At 30.5% G+C, this 16213-nt stretch carries 10 protein-coding genes; 7 read left to right on the top strand and 3 right to left on the bottom strand.

The genetic code is table 11. The features are described from left to right. The first annotated feature begins 102 nt into the window (after window positions 1-102). From CHB67_RS10955 to CHB67_RS10930, 6 genes are all read left to right on the top strand, one after another. Window positions 103-1149: a sugar kinase gene (locus CHB67_RS10955; RefSeq protein ID WP_089381828.1), complete on the top strand. Its 1047-nt coding sequence runs from the start codon at window positions 103-105 to the stop codon at window positions 1147-1149. A 99-nt stretch (window positions 1150-1248) separates the two neighbouring features. Further along, complete coding sequence (locus CHB67_RS10950; protein WP_089381827.1) at window positions 1249-1917, top strand: bifunctional 4-hydroxy-2-oxoglutarate aldolase/2-dehydro-3-deoxy-phosphogluconate aldolase; 669 nt, start codon at window positions 1249-1251, stop codon at window positions 1915-1917. A 173-nt stretch (window positions 1918-2090) separates the two neighbouring features. Beyond that, window positions 2091-3047: a tRNA dihydrouridine synthase gene (locus CHB67_RS10945; RefSeq protein WP_089381826.1), complete on the top strand. Its 957-nt coding sequence runs from the start codon at window positions 2091-2093 to the stop codon at window positions 3045-3047. 733 nt (window positions 3048-3780) lie between these two features. Continuing rightward, the gene (locus CHB67_RS10940; protein WP_176461260.1) at window positions 3781-5298 is read left to right on the top strand and encodes a sensor histidine kinase; all 1518 of its coding nucleotides are present in this window, start codon (window positions 3781-3783) and stop codon (window positions 5296-5298) included. 338 nt (window positions 5299-5636) lie between these two features. Then, on the top strand, window positions 5637-6887 hold the full coding sequence (locus CHB67_RS10935) for a glycosyltransferase family 4 protein (RefSeq protein WP_089381824.1): 1251 nt from the start codon (window positions 5637-5639) through the stop codon (window positions 6885-6887). 8 nt (window positions 6888-6895) lie between these two features. Then, window positions 6896-11089 carry a phosphodiester glycosidase family protein gene (locus CHB67_RS10930; RefSeq protein WP_089381823.1) on the top strand — a complete coding sequence of 1398 codons (4194 nt, stop codon included), beginning with the start codon at window positions 6896-6898 and terminating at the stop codon, window positions 11087-11089. 95 nt (window positions 11090-11184) lie between these two features. On the opposite strand, the gene CHB67_RS10925 is transcribed toward CHB67_RS10930, so the two are convergent. From CHB67_RS10925 to CHB67_RS10915, 3 genes are all read right to left on the bottom strand, one after another. Next, window positions 11185-11622 (bottom strand): KTSC domain-containing protein, encoded by a 438-nt coding sequence (locus CHB67_RS10925; protein ID WP_089381822.1) that lies wholly within the window; start codon window positions 11620-11622, stop codon window positions 11185-11187. A gap of 211 nt (window positions 11623-11833) precedes the next feature. Further along, window positions 11834-12985: an MFS transporter gene (locus CHB67_RS10920; protein ID WP_089381821.1), complete on the bottom strand. Its 1152-nt coding sequence runs from the start codon at window positions 12983-12985 to the stop codon at window positions 11834-11836. A 132-nt stretch (window positions 12986-13117) separates the two neighbouring features. Continuing rightward, the gene (locus CHB67_RS10915; RefSeq protein ID WP_089381820.1) at window positions 13118-13804 is read right to left on the bottom strand and encodes a T9SS type A sorting domain-containing protein; all 687 of its coding nucleotides are present in this window, start codon (window positions 13802-13804) and stop codon (window positions 13118-13120) included. A 289-nt stretch (window positions 13805-14093) separates the two neighbouring features. On the opposite strand from CHB67_RS10915, the gene CHB67_RS10910 reads away from it, so the two are divergent. Next, window positions 14094-16196 (top strand): endonuclease, encoded by a 2103-nt coding sequence (locus CHB67_RS10910; RefSeq protein ID WP_089381819.1) that lies wholly within the window; start codon window positions 14094-14096, stop codon window positions 16194-16196. Window positions 16197-16213 lie beyond the last annotated feature (17 nt).

The following is a 16213-nucleotide window of genomic DNA, read 5'->3' as shown; positions in this document are numbered from 1 at the left end:
TTAAAAAATAGTCGTTTATAAAAATAGAATTTTAACTAATTCTATATTTTTTAAAAAACTGTTACAACGATGTAACAAACTAAAATTAAACATAAGTAAAGAATGAAAAAAGTAGTAACGTTTGGAGAAATCATGTTGCGATTAGCTCCTCAAGGATTTTTAAGATTTTCTCAAGCAAGCAATTTTGATGTTGTTTATGGAGGTGGAGAATCTAACGTAGCAGTATCTTTAGCAAATTATGGAGTACCTGTTGATTTTGTAACTCGTTTACCAAAAAATGACATTGGTGAATGCGCTATGATGGAAATGCGTAAAAGAGGTGTTGGTGTTGATAAGATTGTATATGGTGGTGACCGTTTAGGAATCTACTTTTTAGAAACTGGTGCAGTTTCTCGTGGTTCTAAAGTTGTATATGACCGTGCACACTCTTCAATGTCTGAAATTGAATCAGGAATGATCAACTGGGAAGAAGTATTTGCTGGAGCTGAATGGTTTCACTGGACTGGGATTACACCTGCTATTTCTCAAAGTTCTGCTGATGTTTGTTTAGAAGCTGTTAAAGCTGCTAGCAAATTAGGATTAACTATTTCTACAGATTTAAATTATAGAGCTAAACTTTGGAATTTCTGTGATGATGCTCATAGAGAAGCAATTATGACTGAATTGACTTCTTATTGTGATGTTGTTTTAGGAAATGAAGAAGATGCAGAAATGCATTTTGGAATTAAGCCAGACGGTGCAGCAGTTCAAACTGCTGGACATGATGTAAAAGCAGAAGCTTTCTTATCAGTTTGTGAGCAAATGATCGAAAAATTTCCAAGAGCTAAAAAAGTAATTACTACTTTAAGAGGTTCTATTTCAGCTTCTCACAACACGTGGGCTGGAGTTTTATACGATGGTACAAAAATGTACGAAACACGTCAATATCAAATTACTGATATTGTAGATAGAGTTGGTGGTGGAGATTCATTTATGGGAGGATTGATCTATGGATTATTAAAATACCCAGAAGATGATCAAAATGCACTTGACTTTGCAGTAGCAGCTTCTTGTTTAAAACACACGATTAAGGGTGATGCTAACTTGGTAACTGTTGATGAAGTAAATAAATTAATGGGTGGAGATGCCTCTGGTAGAGTTGCTCGATAACAATATTGATTATTATTAATTAAGTTTGGTTTTTAGGAACAGTTGAACCGCATAACTTGCGGTTCAATATTCCTATTTAAAATTCAAAAAACAACAAAAATGGCACAATTTACAAGAATAGAAGTTGCAACTGCAATGAAAGAAACAGGGATGATTCCTTTGTTTTTTAATAACGATATTGAATTAAGTAAAAAAGTATTAAAAGCTTGTTACGATGGTGGTGCAAGATTAATGGAATTTACTGCTCGTGGAGATTTCGCTCACGAAGTTTTTGGTGAATTAACTAAATATGCAATTGCTGAATTACCAGGTATGATTATGGGTGTAGGTTCAGTTACCGATGCTGCAGCTGCTTCACTATATATGGCTTTAGGTGCTAACTTTATTGTTACTCCTGTTTTAAGAGAAGACATTGCAATTGCTTGTAATCGTCGTAAAGTTTTATGGTCTCCTGGATGTGGAACCTTAACTGAAATTACAAAAGCTGAAGAATTAGGTTGTGAAATTGTAAAATTATTCCCTGGTGATATTTACGGACCTCAATTTGTAAAAGGAATTACAGGTCCTCAACCTTGGACAAGTGTAATGCCAACTGGTGGTGTTGCTCCAAACAAAGAAAACCTAACAGGATGGTTTAATGCAGGTGTTACTTGTGTTGGTATGGGATCTCAATTGATTTCAAAAGATATTATTGCGAACAAAGATTACGCAAAATTAGAGCAAGATGTAAAAAATGCAATGGCGCTAATTAAAGAAGTTAGAGGTTAATAATTACCTTATAACAATTATTATTATTTATATTAGATTTGGTTAAATAGACTATTAATTTTTAATTAATAGTCTATTTTGTTTTTATACAATTTTACATGAAACCTTAAATCAGAATTTTAAAAATAACAAAACAATAAATACTAGGCTTTTGTTATATATTTGCTGATTATATGGATTCAAATTTTTCATTACTTTCCTCTCCTCTTCAAGGGTTTACAGATTTTCGGTTTCGAAATGCTTTCAATACTTATTTTGGCGGTATTGATACGTTCTATGCTCCTTACATTAAATTAAATGGTAAGCTTGATATCAAAAAAGCTTATGAACGTGATATTTTACCTGAAAACAATAAGCATATCGAGGTAATACCACAAATAATGACAAATGATGCCAAAGAATTTTTATTTGTAGCAAATTATGTAAAACAACTTGGCTATAAAGAATTGAACTGGAATTTAGGTTGTCCCTACCCTATGGTTACTAAACGAGGAATGGGAGCTGGTTTAATTTGTGATTTTGTAAAAATTGAACAAATTCTTCAAGAAGTGTACGAAAAATGCCACATTACTATTTCAATGAAAATGCGAATGGGTTATGAAAATAGCAATGAAATTTTAAAAACGCTGCCTGTTTTAGAACAATTCCCACTTAAAAATATTGCTATTCACGCACGTATTGGAAAACAATTGTATAAAGGAGGTGTTGATTTAGACGCTTTTGAAAAATGCATCAACAATACAACACATAAACTATATTACAACGGTGATATAACATCTGTAACAACGTTTAAAGAGCTGCAAGAGCGTTTCCCTTCAATAAATAATTGGATGATAGGTAGAGGGCTAATCTCAGATCCTTTTTTACCGAGTATGATTAAAAACAATACATTGGAATATCCAACTTCAAAAATGCAAGTATTTGAAGACTTTCATGCTGAAATTTACAATCAATATGGCGAGGCACTTTCTGGTCAACATCATTTATTGTTGAAAATGACAAGTTTTTGGGAGTATTTCTCTACTACTTTTTCAGATTCTCGTAAAACTTTCAAAAAAATTAAAAAAGCAAAAAGCATCAAAGCATATGATTTGGCTGTTCGTGAAGTTTTAGCTCAAGAACAAGGTTAGATTTTTCTTTTATTTTTTTGAAATATTATTAAAAATCAATATTTTAGAAATTCCATTATTTAAGATTAAAAAGTATTAAATATCTTAAAAAGGTTGTTTTATATGAAAGTTATTCTTAATTTTAAATCAAAAATTTGATATAAACAACTTTGGAACTAGGTTTATCTTAAATTGCTATAGATTTTTAAATTTTATTACCATGCACCAATTTGTCCAAAAAATTTGGGAGCGAAACAAGAAACTTCCACTTGATTATCAGATTTTTAATGAAATTTGCATATTGCTATTCATCTTTTCACTATGCGGTTTTGCTCAGTCCTTTTTTATTTATCAACCTTTATTTATTTCAATCTTATTTTTAATTACTTCAGCCCTTGGAATTTTATTAATTTGGCTTAGCAATTTCAAAAATTACTTTAAAGTTTCTAAACTAATATTCACTCTAATATTATATTCGTTTTCAATTTTAGGGTGGTTTTACAATGCAGGAATTAATGGTTCAAGTGTGTTAGTTTTCTTAGGACTTAATATTTATATCCTAGGATTTTATAATAAAAACTACATCCCATTGTTAAGTTTAAATATAATTATTTACACATTTTTAGCTGTATTCAGCTACTTAAGCCCTCAAGCAATACAATTCTCTTATCTAACCGAGGGAGACCACGTGTTTGACATGATAAGTTCATACATTATAATTTCTGTATCAATTGTTTTAGTATTAAAAACAATCATGAAGAATATTAATCGTTCAAAAGAAGTTATTATAGCTCAAAAAATAACACAAGAATTAATGAACAATGATTTGAAAAAATCTAAAGAAATAGTTGAAGAACGAGAATCATATTTAAACTCTTTAATAAATAACAGAGAACAAGGAATATGGACAATTGATAGAAATTACAACTTTAACATTTACAATACTATTTATAAAGATAATTATTTAAAAACATTTAATAATGAGATCTATAAAGGATTGAACTCCTTAAGCTATCTTACTCCTAGATTATTTGATTTTTGGAAATCGAAGTACGATAAAGCACTTGCAGGAAAACAAATTGTTTTTGATTATTTGAATAAAGAAGGTCATAACAAGGAATTTTACCAAGTATCTCTGAATCCCATTTTTTTAGAAGGTGAAATAATAGGAGTATCTGGTTTAGCCGTAAATATTACAGAGCACCATAATATAGAAAATGCCCTAAAAGAAAGTAAAGAAAAACTGAAAGCTATTTTAAAAACCATACCCGACTATATATTTCATTTCAACAAAAAAGGTGTTTTTATTGATTTTTATCAAGAAAATAAAGATTTAAAATTATTATCGGATCCTAAAGAATTTATTCATAAATCTATTTCAGAAATATTTGAAAAAGAACTCGCCCTCTCTATTCAAGAAAAAATAACTGAAACTTTAGAAACCGGAAGTTCTGAAATGGAATACTCCATACAAATGGATGAATTAAAATATTTTGAAGCCAAATTTTCTTTTTTAAATAAAAATGAAGTGATTGCGAGCGTTAGAGATATTACAGATCGTAAAAAAGTACATCAAGAATTAAAAGAATTAAATACTTCAAAAGACAAACTATTCTCTATAATTGCACATGATTTACGAAGTCCATTTAATAACATTTTAGGATTTTCTGAACTATTGGTTAAAAATGAAAAAAAGTATGATGCTGATAAAAACAAGCAGTATTTATCTATTATAAATTCGTCTGCAAAAAACACATTAGATCTTCTAGACAACTTATTAAACTGGGCAAAATCCCAATCAGGACGAATTGTGTACACGCCTCAAAAAATTAATTTATCATCTGCAATTGATGAAATGGTTAGCAACTTTAAAACAACTGCTAAATTTAAACATATTGCATTAAATTATATTAAAACAAATGAAATTGAAATTCATACTGATATTGATTTATTAAAAACCGTTTTACGAAATTTAATTTCAAATGCCATTAAATTCACTAAAAAAAATGGAATAATTACCATTTCAGCTATACAAAAACAAAAACATATTGAAATTTCTGTTGCTGATAATGGTGTTGGAATAAATGACGAAAATTGCAAAAAACTATTTAAAACCGCTACAAATAGTTCTTCTAGGGGAACTGAAAATGAAAAAGGATCTGGTTTAGGTTTGGTACTATGTAAAGAATTTATTGAAAAAATTGGCGGAAAAATTTGGGTTAAAAGTGAAGTTGGAAAGGGAAGTCTCTTTAAATTTACATTACCCATATAAAACCTAAATCCAAGGAAATAATTAAAAAGAATTAGTTAAACCAAAGTAATAAAATCATTCTTACTTTATTAGCATTTAACCATATACTATAGTTTAAAAGAGGAATCCCTTATCAATATACTACATTTTTAAGGTAAATCTCGTTCCTTAAAAAAACCGTTTTGTACAAAACGTAGTTTTTTAAATTATCAATTTATCAAAATAAGCACACTTATTTTTAGAACCCTTATTTAAAACTAACTTAAATTTTTGAAGTGGTAATTTATACAACATAAGCAGCTAAAACCATTTAAAATTTTTATAAAAATGTATCTTTAGTAACTACTAACTTTTATATTATGAACATGCGAATAGGTATTATCATTGGAAGAATTGGAGGTGTAGATGGTGTAGCACTCGAAACTGAAAAGTGGATTGAAGTATTAAAAAAATTGGGTCATGAGGTTTTTATAATGTCTGGAGAATTTGAATCTTGGAATATAAATTATGAACATGACTATTTATATCCGGCATTGTCATTTTTTTCTCCTGAAGCTGAATGGGAACAACGTAAAGCTTTTTTTGAACCAGATGAAGATCCAGATCTTTTATTAAATCACGTAGAAAATTGGTCAGATACCATTGAAAAAGATATGCGTCAATGGGTAAAAGACAAAAAAATTGATGTACTTCTCTCTGAAAATGCATCGGCACTACCCTGCCAACTATCAATGGGAATTGCCATTAAAAAACTAATTAAAAACACGGGAATACCAATTGTAACACACGATCACGATTTTCATTGGGAACGTGGTGAACGATATGTCTCAGTACATCCTGAAATCAACAAATATGTAGATGATAATTTTCCGTTATTGCTTCCAAATGTAAAGCACGCAGTAATCAATACTTTTGGTGTAGAAACCTTTAAAAACCGATTTAATATTGATGCCACTTTAGTGCCTAATGTGATGGATTTTGATAGAGTTTATGGTGTTCCAACTCCAGAAAATCAATTTTTCCTTAGAGATGTTGGTGTAACTGAAGATGAAATAGCGTTATTACAAGTTACCCGAATTGTAAGGCGAAAAGGAATTGAAACCGCTATTTCATTAATTGACAAGCTCAACGATAAAAAACTGAAATTGGTGATTACAGGAAATAATAACGACGATGAAAATAAAGAATATTACAATGAGTTGATAGACCAAATTCACGAATTAAACCTTTCAAATCAAATTATTTTTGCAGCACATAAAGTATTAGATCATAAAGATTTATCTGATGTTTATGCGCACGGTAGAGCGGCAACTTATTTTAGTACTTATGAAGGTTTTGGAAATGCTTTTGTAGAAACTGTACTGGCCAAAAAACCAATTTTTGTAAATAATTACAAACCCGTTTATATGCAAGATATTGGTAATAAGGGATTTGAAACCGTAATGATTGAAGACAGTAATTTAACTTCTGAAAGTGTACAACAAATGTCTGATATTATTTACAACCCAAAACGATGCATAGAAATTGGCGAATACAACTTTAATCTTGGTAAAAAATATTTCTCGTTTGAAGTACTTGAAGAAAAATTAACTAATCTATTTAAATTTTAATATAAAGAATGATTAAAAAAAAGACAGCGAAAATTAGTACCATTTTAAATGAATTAAAAAACGAAAAAATTAACACTTGGTTTGATCTCGGTTTATTTATTGATAAATTTAAAGATCAAAACTCAAAATCTGCCTTTAAAGGCTCTGCACAATCCTATGATGCCGCCCTTGAAAAAGGAGGCATTGCTTTCCTTACATTTTATTTTACCATTGATGGTATTACTGTAGAAACGGAAAAGTATGCTAAAACCTTTAAAAATATTTACCCGAATATCCCCATTCACTTTGTTGCTGGAGATATTAAACAGGAAGCTGATGAACTTATTCCTAAAGACGCTTTCAAAAAAGTAATTCCAGAAATGGAAGCTTTTGATGCTTGGCCACTGTACAACGATTTCTTTAATATTAAAATGGAACGTGGTAGTGAAGCTTATAACAACCTAATTGGTAAGTTTTGGAAAGAAGTTTTAGTATTGATAGAAAAATTAGGTACTTATATTGAAGAAAATGATATTTCGCTGCTCTATTTAATCAATGTTTGTTCAAATCCTGGCAATGTTTCGTTAGCCTTTGCAACCGTTTTACTTTCAGAATATTTAGGGCTGCCTGTAATTAATAACAATCATGACTTTTACTGGGAAGGTGGAAATAAAGAAGTAGACATTAAAAAGAAAGGATTGAAAAAAGGACCACGAGATTTCTTTTTTCACAACTCACATGTAGGTGAATTTTTCTCTGTTATTGAAATGCTGTATCCTTGGGAAAGTCGCTCTTGGATGAATGTGAATATCAATAAAATTCAACAAAACCACTTAATTGATATCAATGGACACAATCCGGCAAATGTAGCTTTATTAGGAACCGCTGTTGACACCAAAATGCATCAAATGAGTAAGCGCGATATTATCAAAGCGTTTATGCAAGTTTCTTCAATTTTCGCCAATAAAAAGGATACAATTACTGTTCATAAAGCCGCAAATCACGAGGATAGTGAACGCTCTTTAAAACCTATATTATTAGGATACAAAACCATTAAAGAGTTTGATTTTGTCAACAATAACATTGTTTTTTTACAACCAACTAGAGTTATTAGCCGAAAATCTATTGAGCTGAACTTTAAACTCATTCATCGTTTATTTTCGTATGAAAATTTCTCTGAAAAATTTATCACCAATCCACAGTTAAAACTTTCATTAATTGTTTCAGGTCCAATTCCACACGGACAACAGCATTATTATGAAGATTTAAAAAAAGATTTTAATACGTTTTTGAAGGAACTTCCAAAAGAATTTAGATCAAGAGTACTTTTAGGTTTTTTATTTAGTGAGTTCGACAAAAACGACTTCAAGAAAAAATATAAAAAACCATTAGATATTGAGCAATTATACGATGTTGCTTCCTTAATTTTATTACCAAGTCAAACAGAAGGAAGAGGTTTACCAATTATTGAAGCTGCAGCTTGTGGTACACCTATTTTTTGTAGACAATACGAACCAAGAGAAGTTTATGACGAAGTTATTGGTTATCATTTAGAGGAATCCATGCGTTTAAAAGTACTAGAATTTAAAGGTTCTAAAGTTCCAAAACAATTGGCTGAAAAAATATGTGATCACGTATTTTATCCACAAAACAGAATGGTTGATGTTACCCATAACAGAAATGTTATAAATAAACGATACAGCCTAGAATCTCTTGAAAAAAGTATGAAATATATTCTAAAACGAATGTATTATCAGCTAAACGCAATTTCTTCAGAAGTAAATCCACAAGTCATTCATTTATTGGAACAATACAAAGCATCTGTAAATTTTGAAAATGAAGATTTACTTGCCATTCTGAATAAAAAAACAAGACATTATTTACCAGGTTATGGCCGTTTGTCGTTTATGTTGTACCTAAAATCGCTCATCGATCCTAGCTTTTTCAGGGTTGAACAACAACTTGTGAAAGGAAAAGTAATGAGTTATGCTAGAATGATGGAAAATGATATTCCAGATTTAGTAAATACCGATTTAGAGCTTATTCACGAATATTATAACGCCATTGATGATATTTTTAGCTATGTAGATGGTGAATTTACCATTCGCCACGATCACGCAATGGCTTACAGACATCGAAATAAAAAATCGTATGCCTACCAAGCTTTCACCTACCAAGAAGTTACTGGTTTGGTAAATATGATTTATAACGATGTTTTTAAACCTACTAACCTAGCCGATTTAACTTTGGCTCCACAGTTTTTTGCAGATTGGGAATTGGCTTTATTTCAACTTACAAACAGTAAATTCCTTGGAATTGATGATCGAAAAATATTAACTAAAAATTTAAAGAACAACGTTCCAAAAGGATATTTCCCAGGACGCTATATCAAACACGAATTAGAATATTTTGTTTTACAACCTATTCGTGCACAACTGGAATTAACCATTCAACAAGAACTTACACAAGATGTGCTTGACACAAAAGGTAAATCATTAGAAAAAGTGTATATTTTTATTCATGAACCAAGAATCACCAAATGGTTTTCAAGTGCAAATATTAAAGAGTATTTAGAAAGCGGTAAAGAACCAGAATTAACCTTGTTATACAAAGCGGGTATTGTTCAAATTATTGAAACCAAGCAATGGTCTGAAGGGGTTCATTTTCCTCAAATGGGTGCAAAAGCAATTCAAATTTTACGCAAAATAAAAGAATCAAACGGCTTTATTATTACCAATGGAGAATATGCCGCAATGATGACTGACATTATTGAAATTGATCATTTCCACATTGGAAAAGTGTTGTATGAAATGACTGCCAAAATAATGGGAATACCTAAAGACTGTGGTTTTATTCAGTATGTTCCTGCAGGAGTTCGCACAACTTTAGCCTACCCTACGCCAATTCAAACAGCAAAAGACTTTGAGTTAGTTTTAAAAAGTGATCTATTTAAAGAGCTTAAAAATACATTAGGAGAAAAAGAATTATTACAACTCATTTCTAAAGATGCCATTGAAAATGGAACACCAATTGCAAAACTTTTAGAAGAAATTAAAGAAAGTTTAAAAGAGAACGATGCTATAGAAAAAGTAAAATCATCATTTGCTGGTGGTGTGTATGATGATGGTTTACCTTGGAGCGGTGTATTGGCTGAAATTGACACTAAAAAACACAATTGGAAGTTTGCTGCTCATATTGCCAATAAAGAACCTAAAAATGTTCCTGCGCTGATAAAAGAGTATCAAAAGAAAAATAAAAAATCAGACAAAATTGAATTAGCTTGGAATGGTGGTTATATTTTAAACCCTGAATTGGTTGGAAAACTAGGATTGCCTGAAACATATATTGGTTCTCCTTTAGGTTTATTAATTATGAACAATAAAGTATTTTGTCCGCCTTTATTTAATAAACCTGCCTTTATTATATATAAAAATGGTAACGTTGACATTCGTAAAGTGAATACCAAAGCTGGTTTTATAGTGAAAGGAAAACAAAAAAAGCTAGTTTTTGAAGCAAGTAATTATAACAAACATAGCGACACAGCTCCTTGTTTTTACGATTTATCCTATAGCAATGAAACCATACAAGCCAATGGTAATGTAATTGTAAGAATTGCAGGAAATACCGTAAAACAAATACTTAAAACTAAAGCTAACGAAACTACTTCGATAATTCCTGTTGGAATTACATTGTCAATTCCTTCAGAAATTTTTTCAGAAGAGCTCTTTAAAATAGGAAAAACAATAGATATCCTGTTATTAGAACCAACAGAAAATCCTTATAATTGGAGTGAAATATTATATGCTATTGAAGCCGGGCCACTATTATTAGATGAAGGAAAACAAGTGTTAAATATGGAAGAAGAAGGTTGGAAAACAGCCAACTCCATAAAAACACAAGCAGCTCGTTTAGATTTCACAGATATGCGAGGACCAAAAATAGCCGTTGGAATTACCAAAGAAGGAAAACTAATGGTGTTAATGGTAAATGGTAGAATTAGAGAATCAGTGGGTGCAACTCATTTTGATATGGCTGATATTTTACAAAAGTACGGTATGCACAAAGCTATGGGATTTGATCCAGGAGGAAGTAGCACATTAGTAGTTGATGGTAAAATCATGAATATTTCACCTTATAATAAAAATTACGAAAAAGACATTTATTCTTTACCTCCAGAACCTCGATTTGTTGCAAATACAATTATGGGTTGGATTGAATACTAAATTATTAACCTATAAACATTAAGCAGTACAAAAAAACCTTTCAAATTATTGAAAGGTTTTTTTATGTATAAACTTCTAAAGTTAAATTTTTTGGTTTATGCTGCTTTTTTAGATTTTCTATAAAGGAAAGAATTATATAATTTCCTTTTTGCAAAATTAGATCGCTTTCCACTATTCACAAATTTAGTGAAGAGGTTTTTGTTAACACCAAAATATTCATAAGTGGTTCCACAAGCAAACGTAATTTCTAAAAGCATACTTTTATGTTGGAAATCTTCAATATTTGAAGCTGAAGTGATGCTTGCATATTCTTCTAAATTAGCCGCTTTTGTTTCTGGAGCTATGCTAACCAAAAAATGATAACCATCAATAATTTTGGTACTTACAATACCTGCTTTTTCCTTTTTTTCTTCATCTTGAAACTTATCTGGATGCCATTCCTTCACCAAATCTCTGTAAGTTTTTTTTAATTCTTTCAGATTAATCTCACCTTCAACCTTAAACATTTTTTTGTATTCATTGATACGCTTCATATATAGTAATTTCAAATTTCGTGCAAATATATTCATAAAATCTGAATTAAACGTTTATTTTCAAAACCAATAATATTCTTCTAATTCACTCAAATTGAACAACCTATAAAACATATTTCGATAACACAAAATTCCCCTCAACTCAAAAAAAGTTACATCATTAAATTTCATTTGTTTTTAAATCTCACTAAATCAACATAGGAACATCTACTTACTCCTGAGTTGAGTCTCTTTTCTGATATCGGAAGAAAAATTGTGATAATGGGATAAATAGTAAACCTGCAAAAACAAAAATATAAAAGGCATTTTTTAATCCAAATGTATGTGCCATATATCCTACTAATGGAGGTCCAATAAGCATACCCACAGTTGCATACGTTGATATAATTGAGATTGCCATTCCAGGTGAGTACTTTTTGGATGTTCCAGCTAACATAAATGTCATTGGAAAAATAGCTGCAGTTCCAAAACCCACCAAACAAAAACCTATTAAAGCAGGATAAAAATAGGGAAATGTAATGGCTAATAAAATACCTACGGAAATTAATAAGGCACTCAAAATATACGTTTTATCCAACCCTATTATATCCATTAATTTATCTGAATAAAACCTAGACAAAGCCATTGATGCAATGAATAATAAATATCCATAGGTAAAAATAGGTTCGTTTATAACTTCTTTGAAATAAACACCACTCCAATCAAACATACCGCCTTCACAAATTGCTGCAAAAAACACTAACATTCCTAAGTAAAAAACAAATGGATCTGGTTTTCCAAAAATTAATTTATTTCCAAATGCTGATTTGTCATTTGTTAGTATATATGGAAAAACCAATAACGAAATAACCACTATAAATATCGCTACTAAAGCTAAATGAATATATATTGGTATTTCATATTTCACCATAATCGTTGAAAATACAACTCCTAACAACCCTCCTGCACTCCAAAGACCGTGAAAAGAACCCACTATTTTTTTTTCAAATTCCTTTTGAATTGAAATTGATTGGGTATTCATAGCAATATATAAAATACGCGAACTAAAAGAGAATAAGCAAAGTGCTGCTACCAATAAAAAAGGGGTGTTTGCAAACCCAATAGATGCAAGAGCTATTGTTAAAAAAAACATAGCCACAATCAATGGAAAACGACTGTCGAATTTTGATACCAACCAACCTGAAATGGGCAATCCAATAAGCGAACTAATTGGCATTGAAAGTAATACTGTACCAAGTTCAGCTTCATTGAAATTAAAAAAATCTTTTATGGTAGGAATTCTTGATGCCCAAGTTGCAAAACAGAGACCCGATAAAAAGAAATAAGTACTTAAGACAATGCGATGCTTTGTTTTTACCTGCATTTTAAAATATTCAGATAATTTTAATTATTATGCTGCAAAAATAACAAAGTAAAGTAAATGAATCATTAATTTTGATATTATTCTTCTATTCCCAAAACCAACAGCACTAGAGATGGCTATTCGTTGCTTATTTTAAACTACAATTATTTTTTTGATTGCTATTTTATTTCTGTCACGAATTTTTAAAAAGTAAATACCGTTTTCAAGTTCTGATATGTCTATTATTTTATGCTGTTTAGACAAGTATACAGTCCATAATTCTTGTCCTATTGAATTATAAATAGTAACAGTAATATTATTTAAACTATTCCACTTCAAGTTTAACTTATCTTTGGTTGGATTTGGATAAAGTGAAATTTCATTTTCAAAAATTGGGGTATCAATTCCTAATGTATTTGTTACTTCTTTAACTGGTCGACTACTCCAAGGGCAAAACTGACCAATAATTCCAACCCAATAAGCTGTATCTGCGTCAACATCTGTGTATGGGCAACCGTCACAAACCTCAATTGCCATTTCCGTAAGATCCCATTCATTAGGAATAAAATGCCATAAAAACCAATGACTTGCATTATGATTGTATCCGCCGTTTCCATAGTCTATGTTCCCATTAATAAATTTCCTTTGGTTAAAAGGTTTTGCTATATTAGCGAGAACCGTGTCGATTAATACTTGGTTTGAAGTCGCAGCAATAAATGTAGTGTCTTGCCAGTTTCCAGATCCACAGTTAGTAGAAAACTCAAAATATCTTGTCGTTTGTGCTTTCCCAATAAAACCTATTGTCAAAAGCAATGTAATAGTTAATTTTAATTTATTCATTATTTTATTTGCCTGTATATACTTTACAATATGCTATTTTACAATGACCGCTAATTTGTTTTAAACACATATGAATACGTTTATCCTTGTTAAATTTTCTATATATAAGAGTTTATTAGATCTTATATTATTTTTATTCGACAATTTTTCCAATGGACAAATTTAAAATTTTTACCTATGAATTTCAAAATCATTTTTTCAATTATTAAATAGCTAAAACACAAAATATTGTACAGTCCTATAAAATTTTCTATAAATTCGTGTTTTTAAATTTTTAAATACATTTTTTATGAAAAAACTATTACTCTTTATTATATGTTTAACTGCAAATATAGGATTTTGCCAACAGACATATTATAGTGATGTTACACTTACAAAAACAGGTCTAGATTTAAAAAACGAATTAGCTTCAAAAATCACGACTACTCACACCTATAATTTAAGCTACGATGAGGCTAGAGAAGCCCTTAAAATTGTAGATTTAGTTCCTGATTCAGCAGATAATGTTTATTTATTGTATGGTTACAGCAATAATACTTGTCTAAGCAATACTGATGATGACCATAGAACAAGAGATAAAGCTTATTTTGGTGGAGGCAACTCCTGCGAATGGAACAGAGAACACACTTATCCAAAATCACTTGGAATACCTAATTTAGAAACTAGTGGTCCTGGTGCAGATGTACATCATCTAAGAGCTAGTGATGTAGTTAGAAATGGCGCTAGAGGTAGCTTAAAATTTATTGATGGTTCTGGAAACTCAGGGCAAATAAGTAGCGGTTGGTATCCTGGAGACGAATGGAAAGGAGACGTTGCAAGAATGATGATGTATATGTACTTACGTTATGGTGACAGATGTTACCCTAACAATGTAACTATTGGATCTACAAACTCAATAGATTCAAACATGATTGATCTTCTTTTAGAATGGAATGCTGAAGATCCTGTTTCTAATTATGAAGACAATAGAAATGATTATTTACAAAATACTTCTAATACTTACGGTCAGGGAAATAGAAATCCTTTTATTGATAACCCAAACCTAGCAACTCAAATTTGGGGAGGACCTGTTGCAGAAGATCGTTGGAATACTGTTCCTGATACAGAAACCCCTACAACTCCAACAAATTTAGTTGCTTCAAACATTACAAACACCACCGTAGATTTGACTTGGACTGTTTCTACCGACAATATTGGTATTTCTAAATATGAAATTTTTGTTGACGGCACTTTATATACCACTTCTACAACAAATTCAAAAACAGTTACAGGTTTAACTAAAAATACTGCATACAATTTTACAGTATACGCAAAAGATGCTGCAGGAAATACATCAACTGTTAGTAATACAAAAAAAGTGACAACTGATAATTTTATTGATACTGAAAAACCTTCAACAATTACCGATTTAATTTCTTCAAACATCTCTAGCTCGTCTGTAGATTTAAATTGGACTGCTGCAACTGACAATGTTGAAGTTACATCTTACGAAGTTTTTAAAGATGGTGTGTTTTTAGCATCTATTGCTCCAAATTCATATACTGCAATTTCTTTATCGTCGGAAACAACCTACAACTTTACTGTTTATGCAAAGGACGCTGATAACAATACTTCATTAGTTAGTAATACTTTACAAGTTACTACTTTAAAGCAACAATCTGGAGCAAATGATTTGTTTATCTCTGAATATGTTGAAGGTGGAGGAAATAATAAAGCTATTGAAATCGCAAACTATACTGGTAATACCATTAACTTAAGTATCTATTCAATTAAAAAACAAGTTAATGGAGCTGGTTCTTGGGTAAATGAACTAACCTTAAGTGGCTCATTATCTAATGGTAACGTATATAGTATTGTGAATAGCGGTGCTATTACAGCCTTGCTAAACTTAGCTAATACTACAAAAAATGGGGCTCCAATTGACTTTAATGGAAACGATCCAGTTGGCTTATTTAAAAATGGAATTTTAATTGATATTGTAGGCGTAATTAATAACAGTTCTGATTTCGCTAAAGATCAAACATTAAGAAGAAAATCTTCTGTTATAGCGCCAAGGACAGACTATACTGAGAGTGAATGGGATATTTTAGGAAAAGACGTTATTGATGGAATTGGCTCACACGCAACAACACTAAGTGTATACAAATTTGTTGCTGATTTATTTAATGTGTATCCTAATCCTTCAAAAAATAATTCAATAACAATTCGTTTATCTAATAACGAAATAAACACTATTCAATTGTTTGCTATCACAGGGCAACTTATAAAAAGTATCAAAACCCCTTCATCAAGAGATAACAAAGTGATGATTGATCATATTCCAAGTGGAGTATATTTATTAAAAGTGAAAAGTGATGAAGCTGTTGCTACAAAAAGAATAATTGTAGAATAACTTACCCTAACTGATTC

Origin of the sequence: Lutibacter agarilyticus, assembly GCF_900188235.1 — a bacterium.
Taxonomy (GTDB): Bacteria; Bacteroidota; Bacteroidia; order Flavobacteriales; family Flavobacteriaceae; genus Lutibacter; species Lutibacter agarilyticus.
This window is presented reverse-complemented; position numbering and strand designations above follow the sequence as displayed.

Bases quoted from the DNA above. Each gene is read 5' to 3' on its own strand.
- CHB67_RS10945 (WP_089381826.1), top strand. From the start codon at position 2,091: ATGGATTCAAATTTTTCATTACTTTCCTCTCCTCTTCAAGGGTTTACA.
- CHB67_RS10935 (WP_089381824.1), top strand. From the start codon at position 5,637: ATGAACATGCGAATAGGTATTATCATTGGAAGAATTGGAGGTGTAGAT.
- CHB67_RS10910 (WP_089381819.1), top strand. From the start codon at position 14,094: ATGAAAAAACTATTACTCTTTATTATATGTTTAACTGCAAATATAGGA.
- CHB67_RS10925 (WP_089381822.1), bottom strand. From the start codon at position 11,622: ATGAAGCGTATCAATGAATACAAAAAAATGTTTAAGGTTGAAGGTGAG.
- CHB67_RS10955 (WP_089381828.1), top strand. From the start codon at position 103: ATGAAAAAAGTAGTAACGTTTGGAGAAATCATGTTGCGATTAGCTCCT.
- CHB67_RS10915 (WP_089381820.1), bottom strand. From the start codon at position 13,804: ATGAATAAATTAAAATTAACTATTACATTGCTTTTGACAATAGGTTTT.
- CHB67_RS10950 (WP_089381827.1), top strand. From the start codon at position 1,249: ATGGCACAATTTACAAGAATAGAAGTTGCAACTGCAATGAAAGAAACA.
- CHB67_RS10920 (WP_089381821.1), bottom strand. From the start codon at position 12,985: ATGCAGGTAAAAACAAAGCATCGCATTGTCTTAAGTACTTATTTCTTT.
- CHB67_RS10930 (WP_089381823.1), top strand. From the start codon at position 6,896: ATGATTAAAAAAAAGACAGCGAAAATTAGTACCATTTTAAATGAATTA.
- CHB67_RS10940 (WP_176461260.1), top strand. From the start codon at position 3,781: ATGAAGAATATTAATCGTTCAAAAGAAGTTATTATAGCTCAAAAAATA.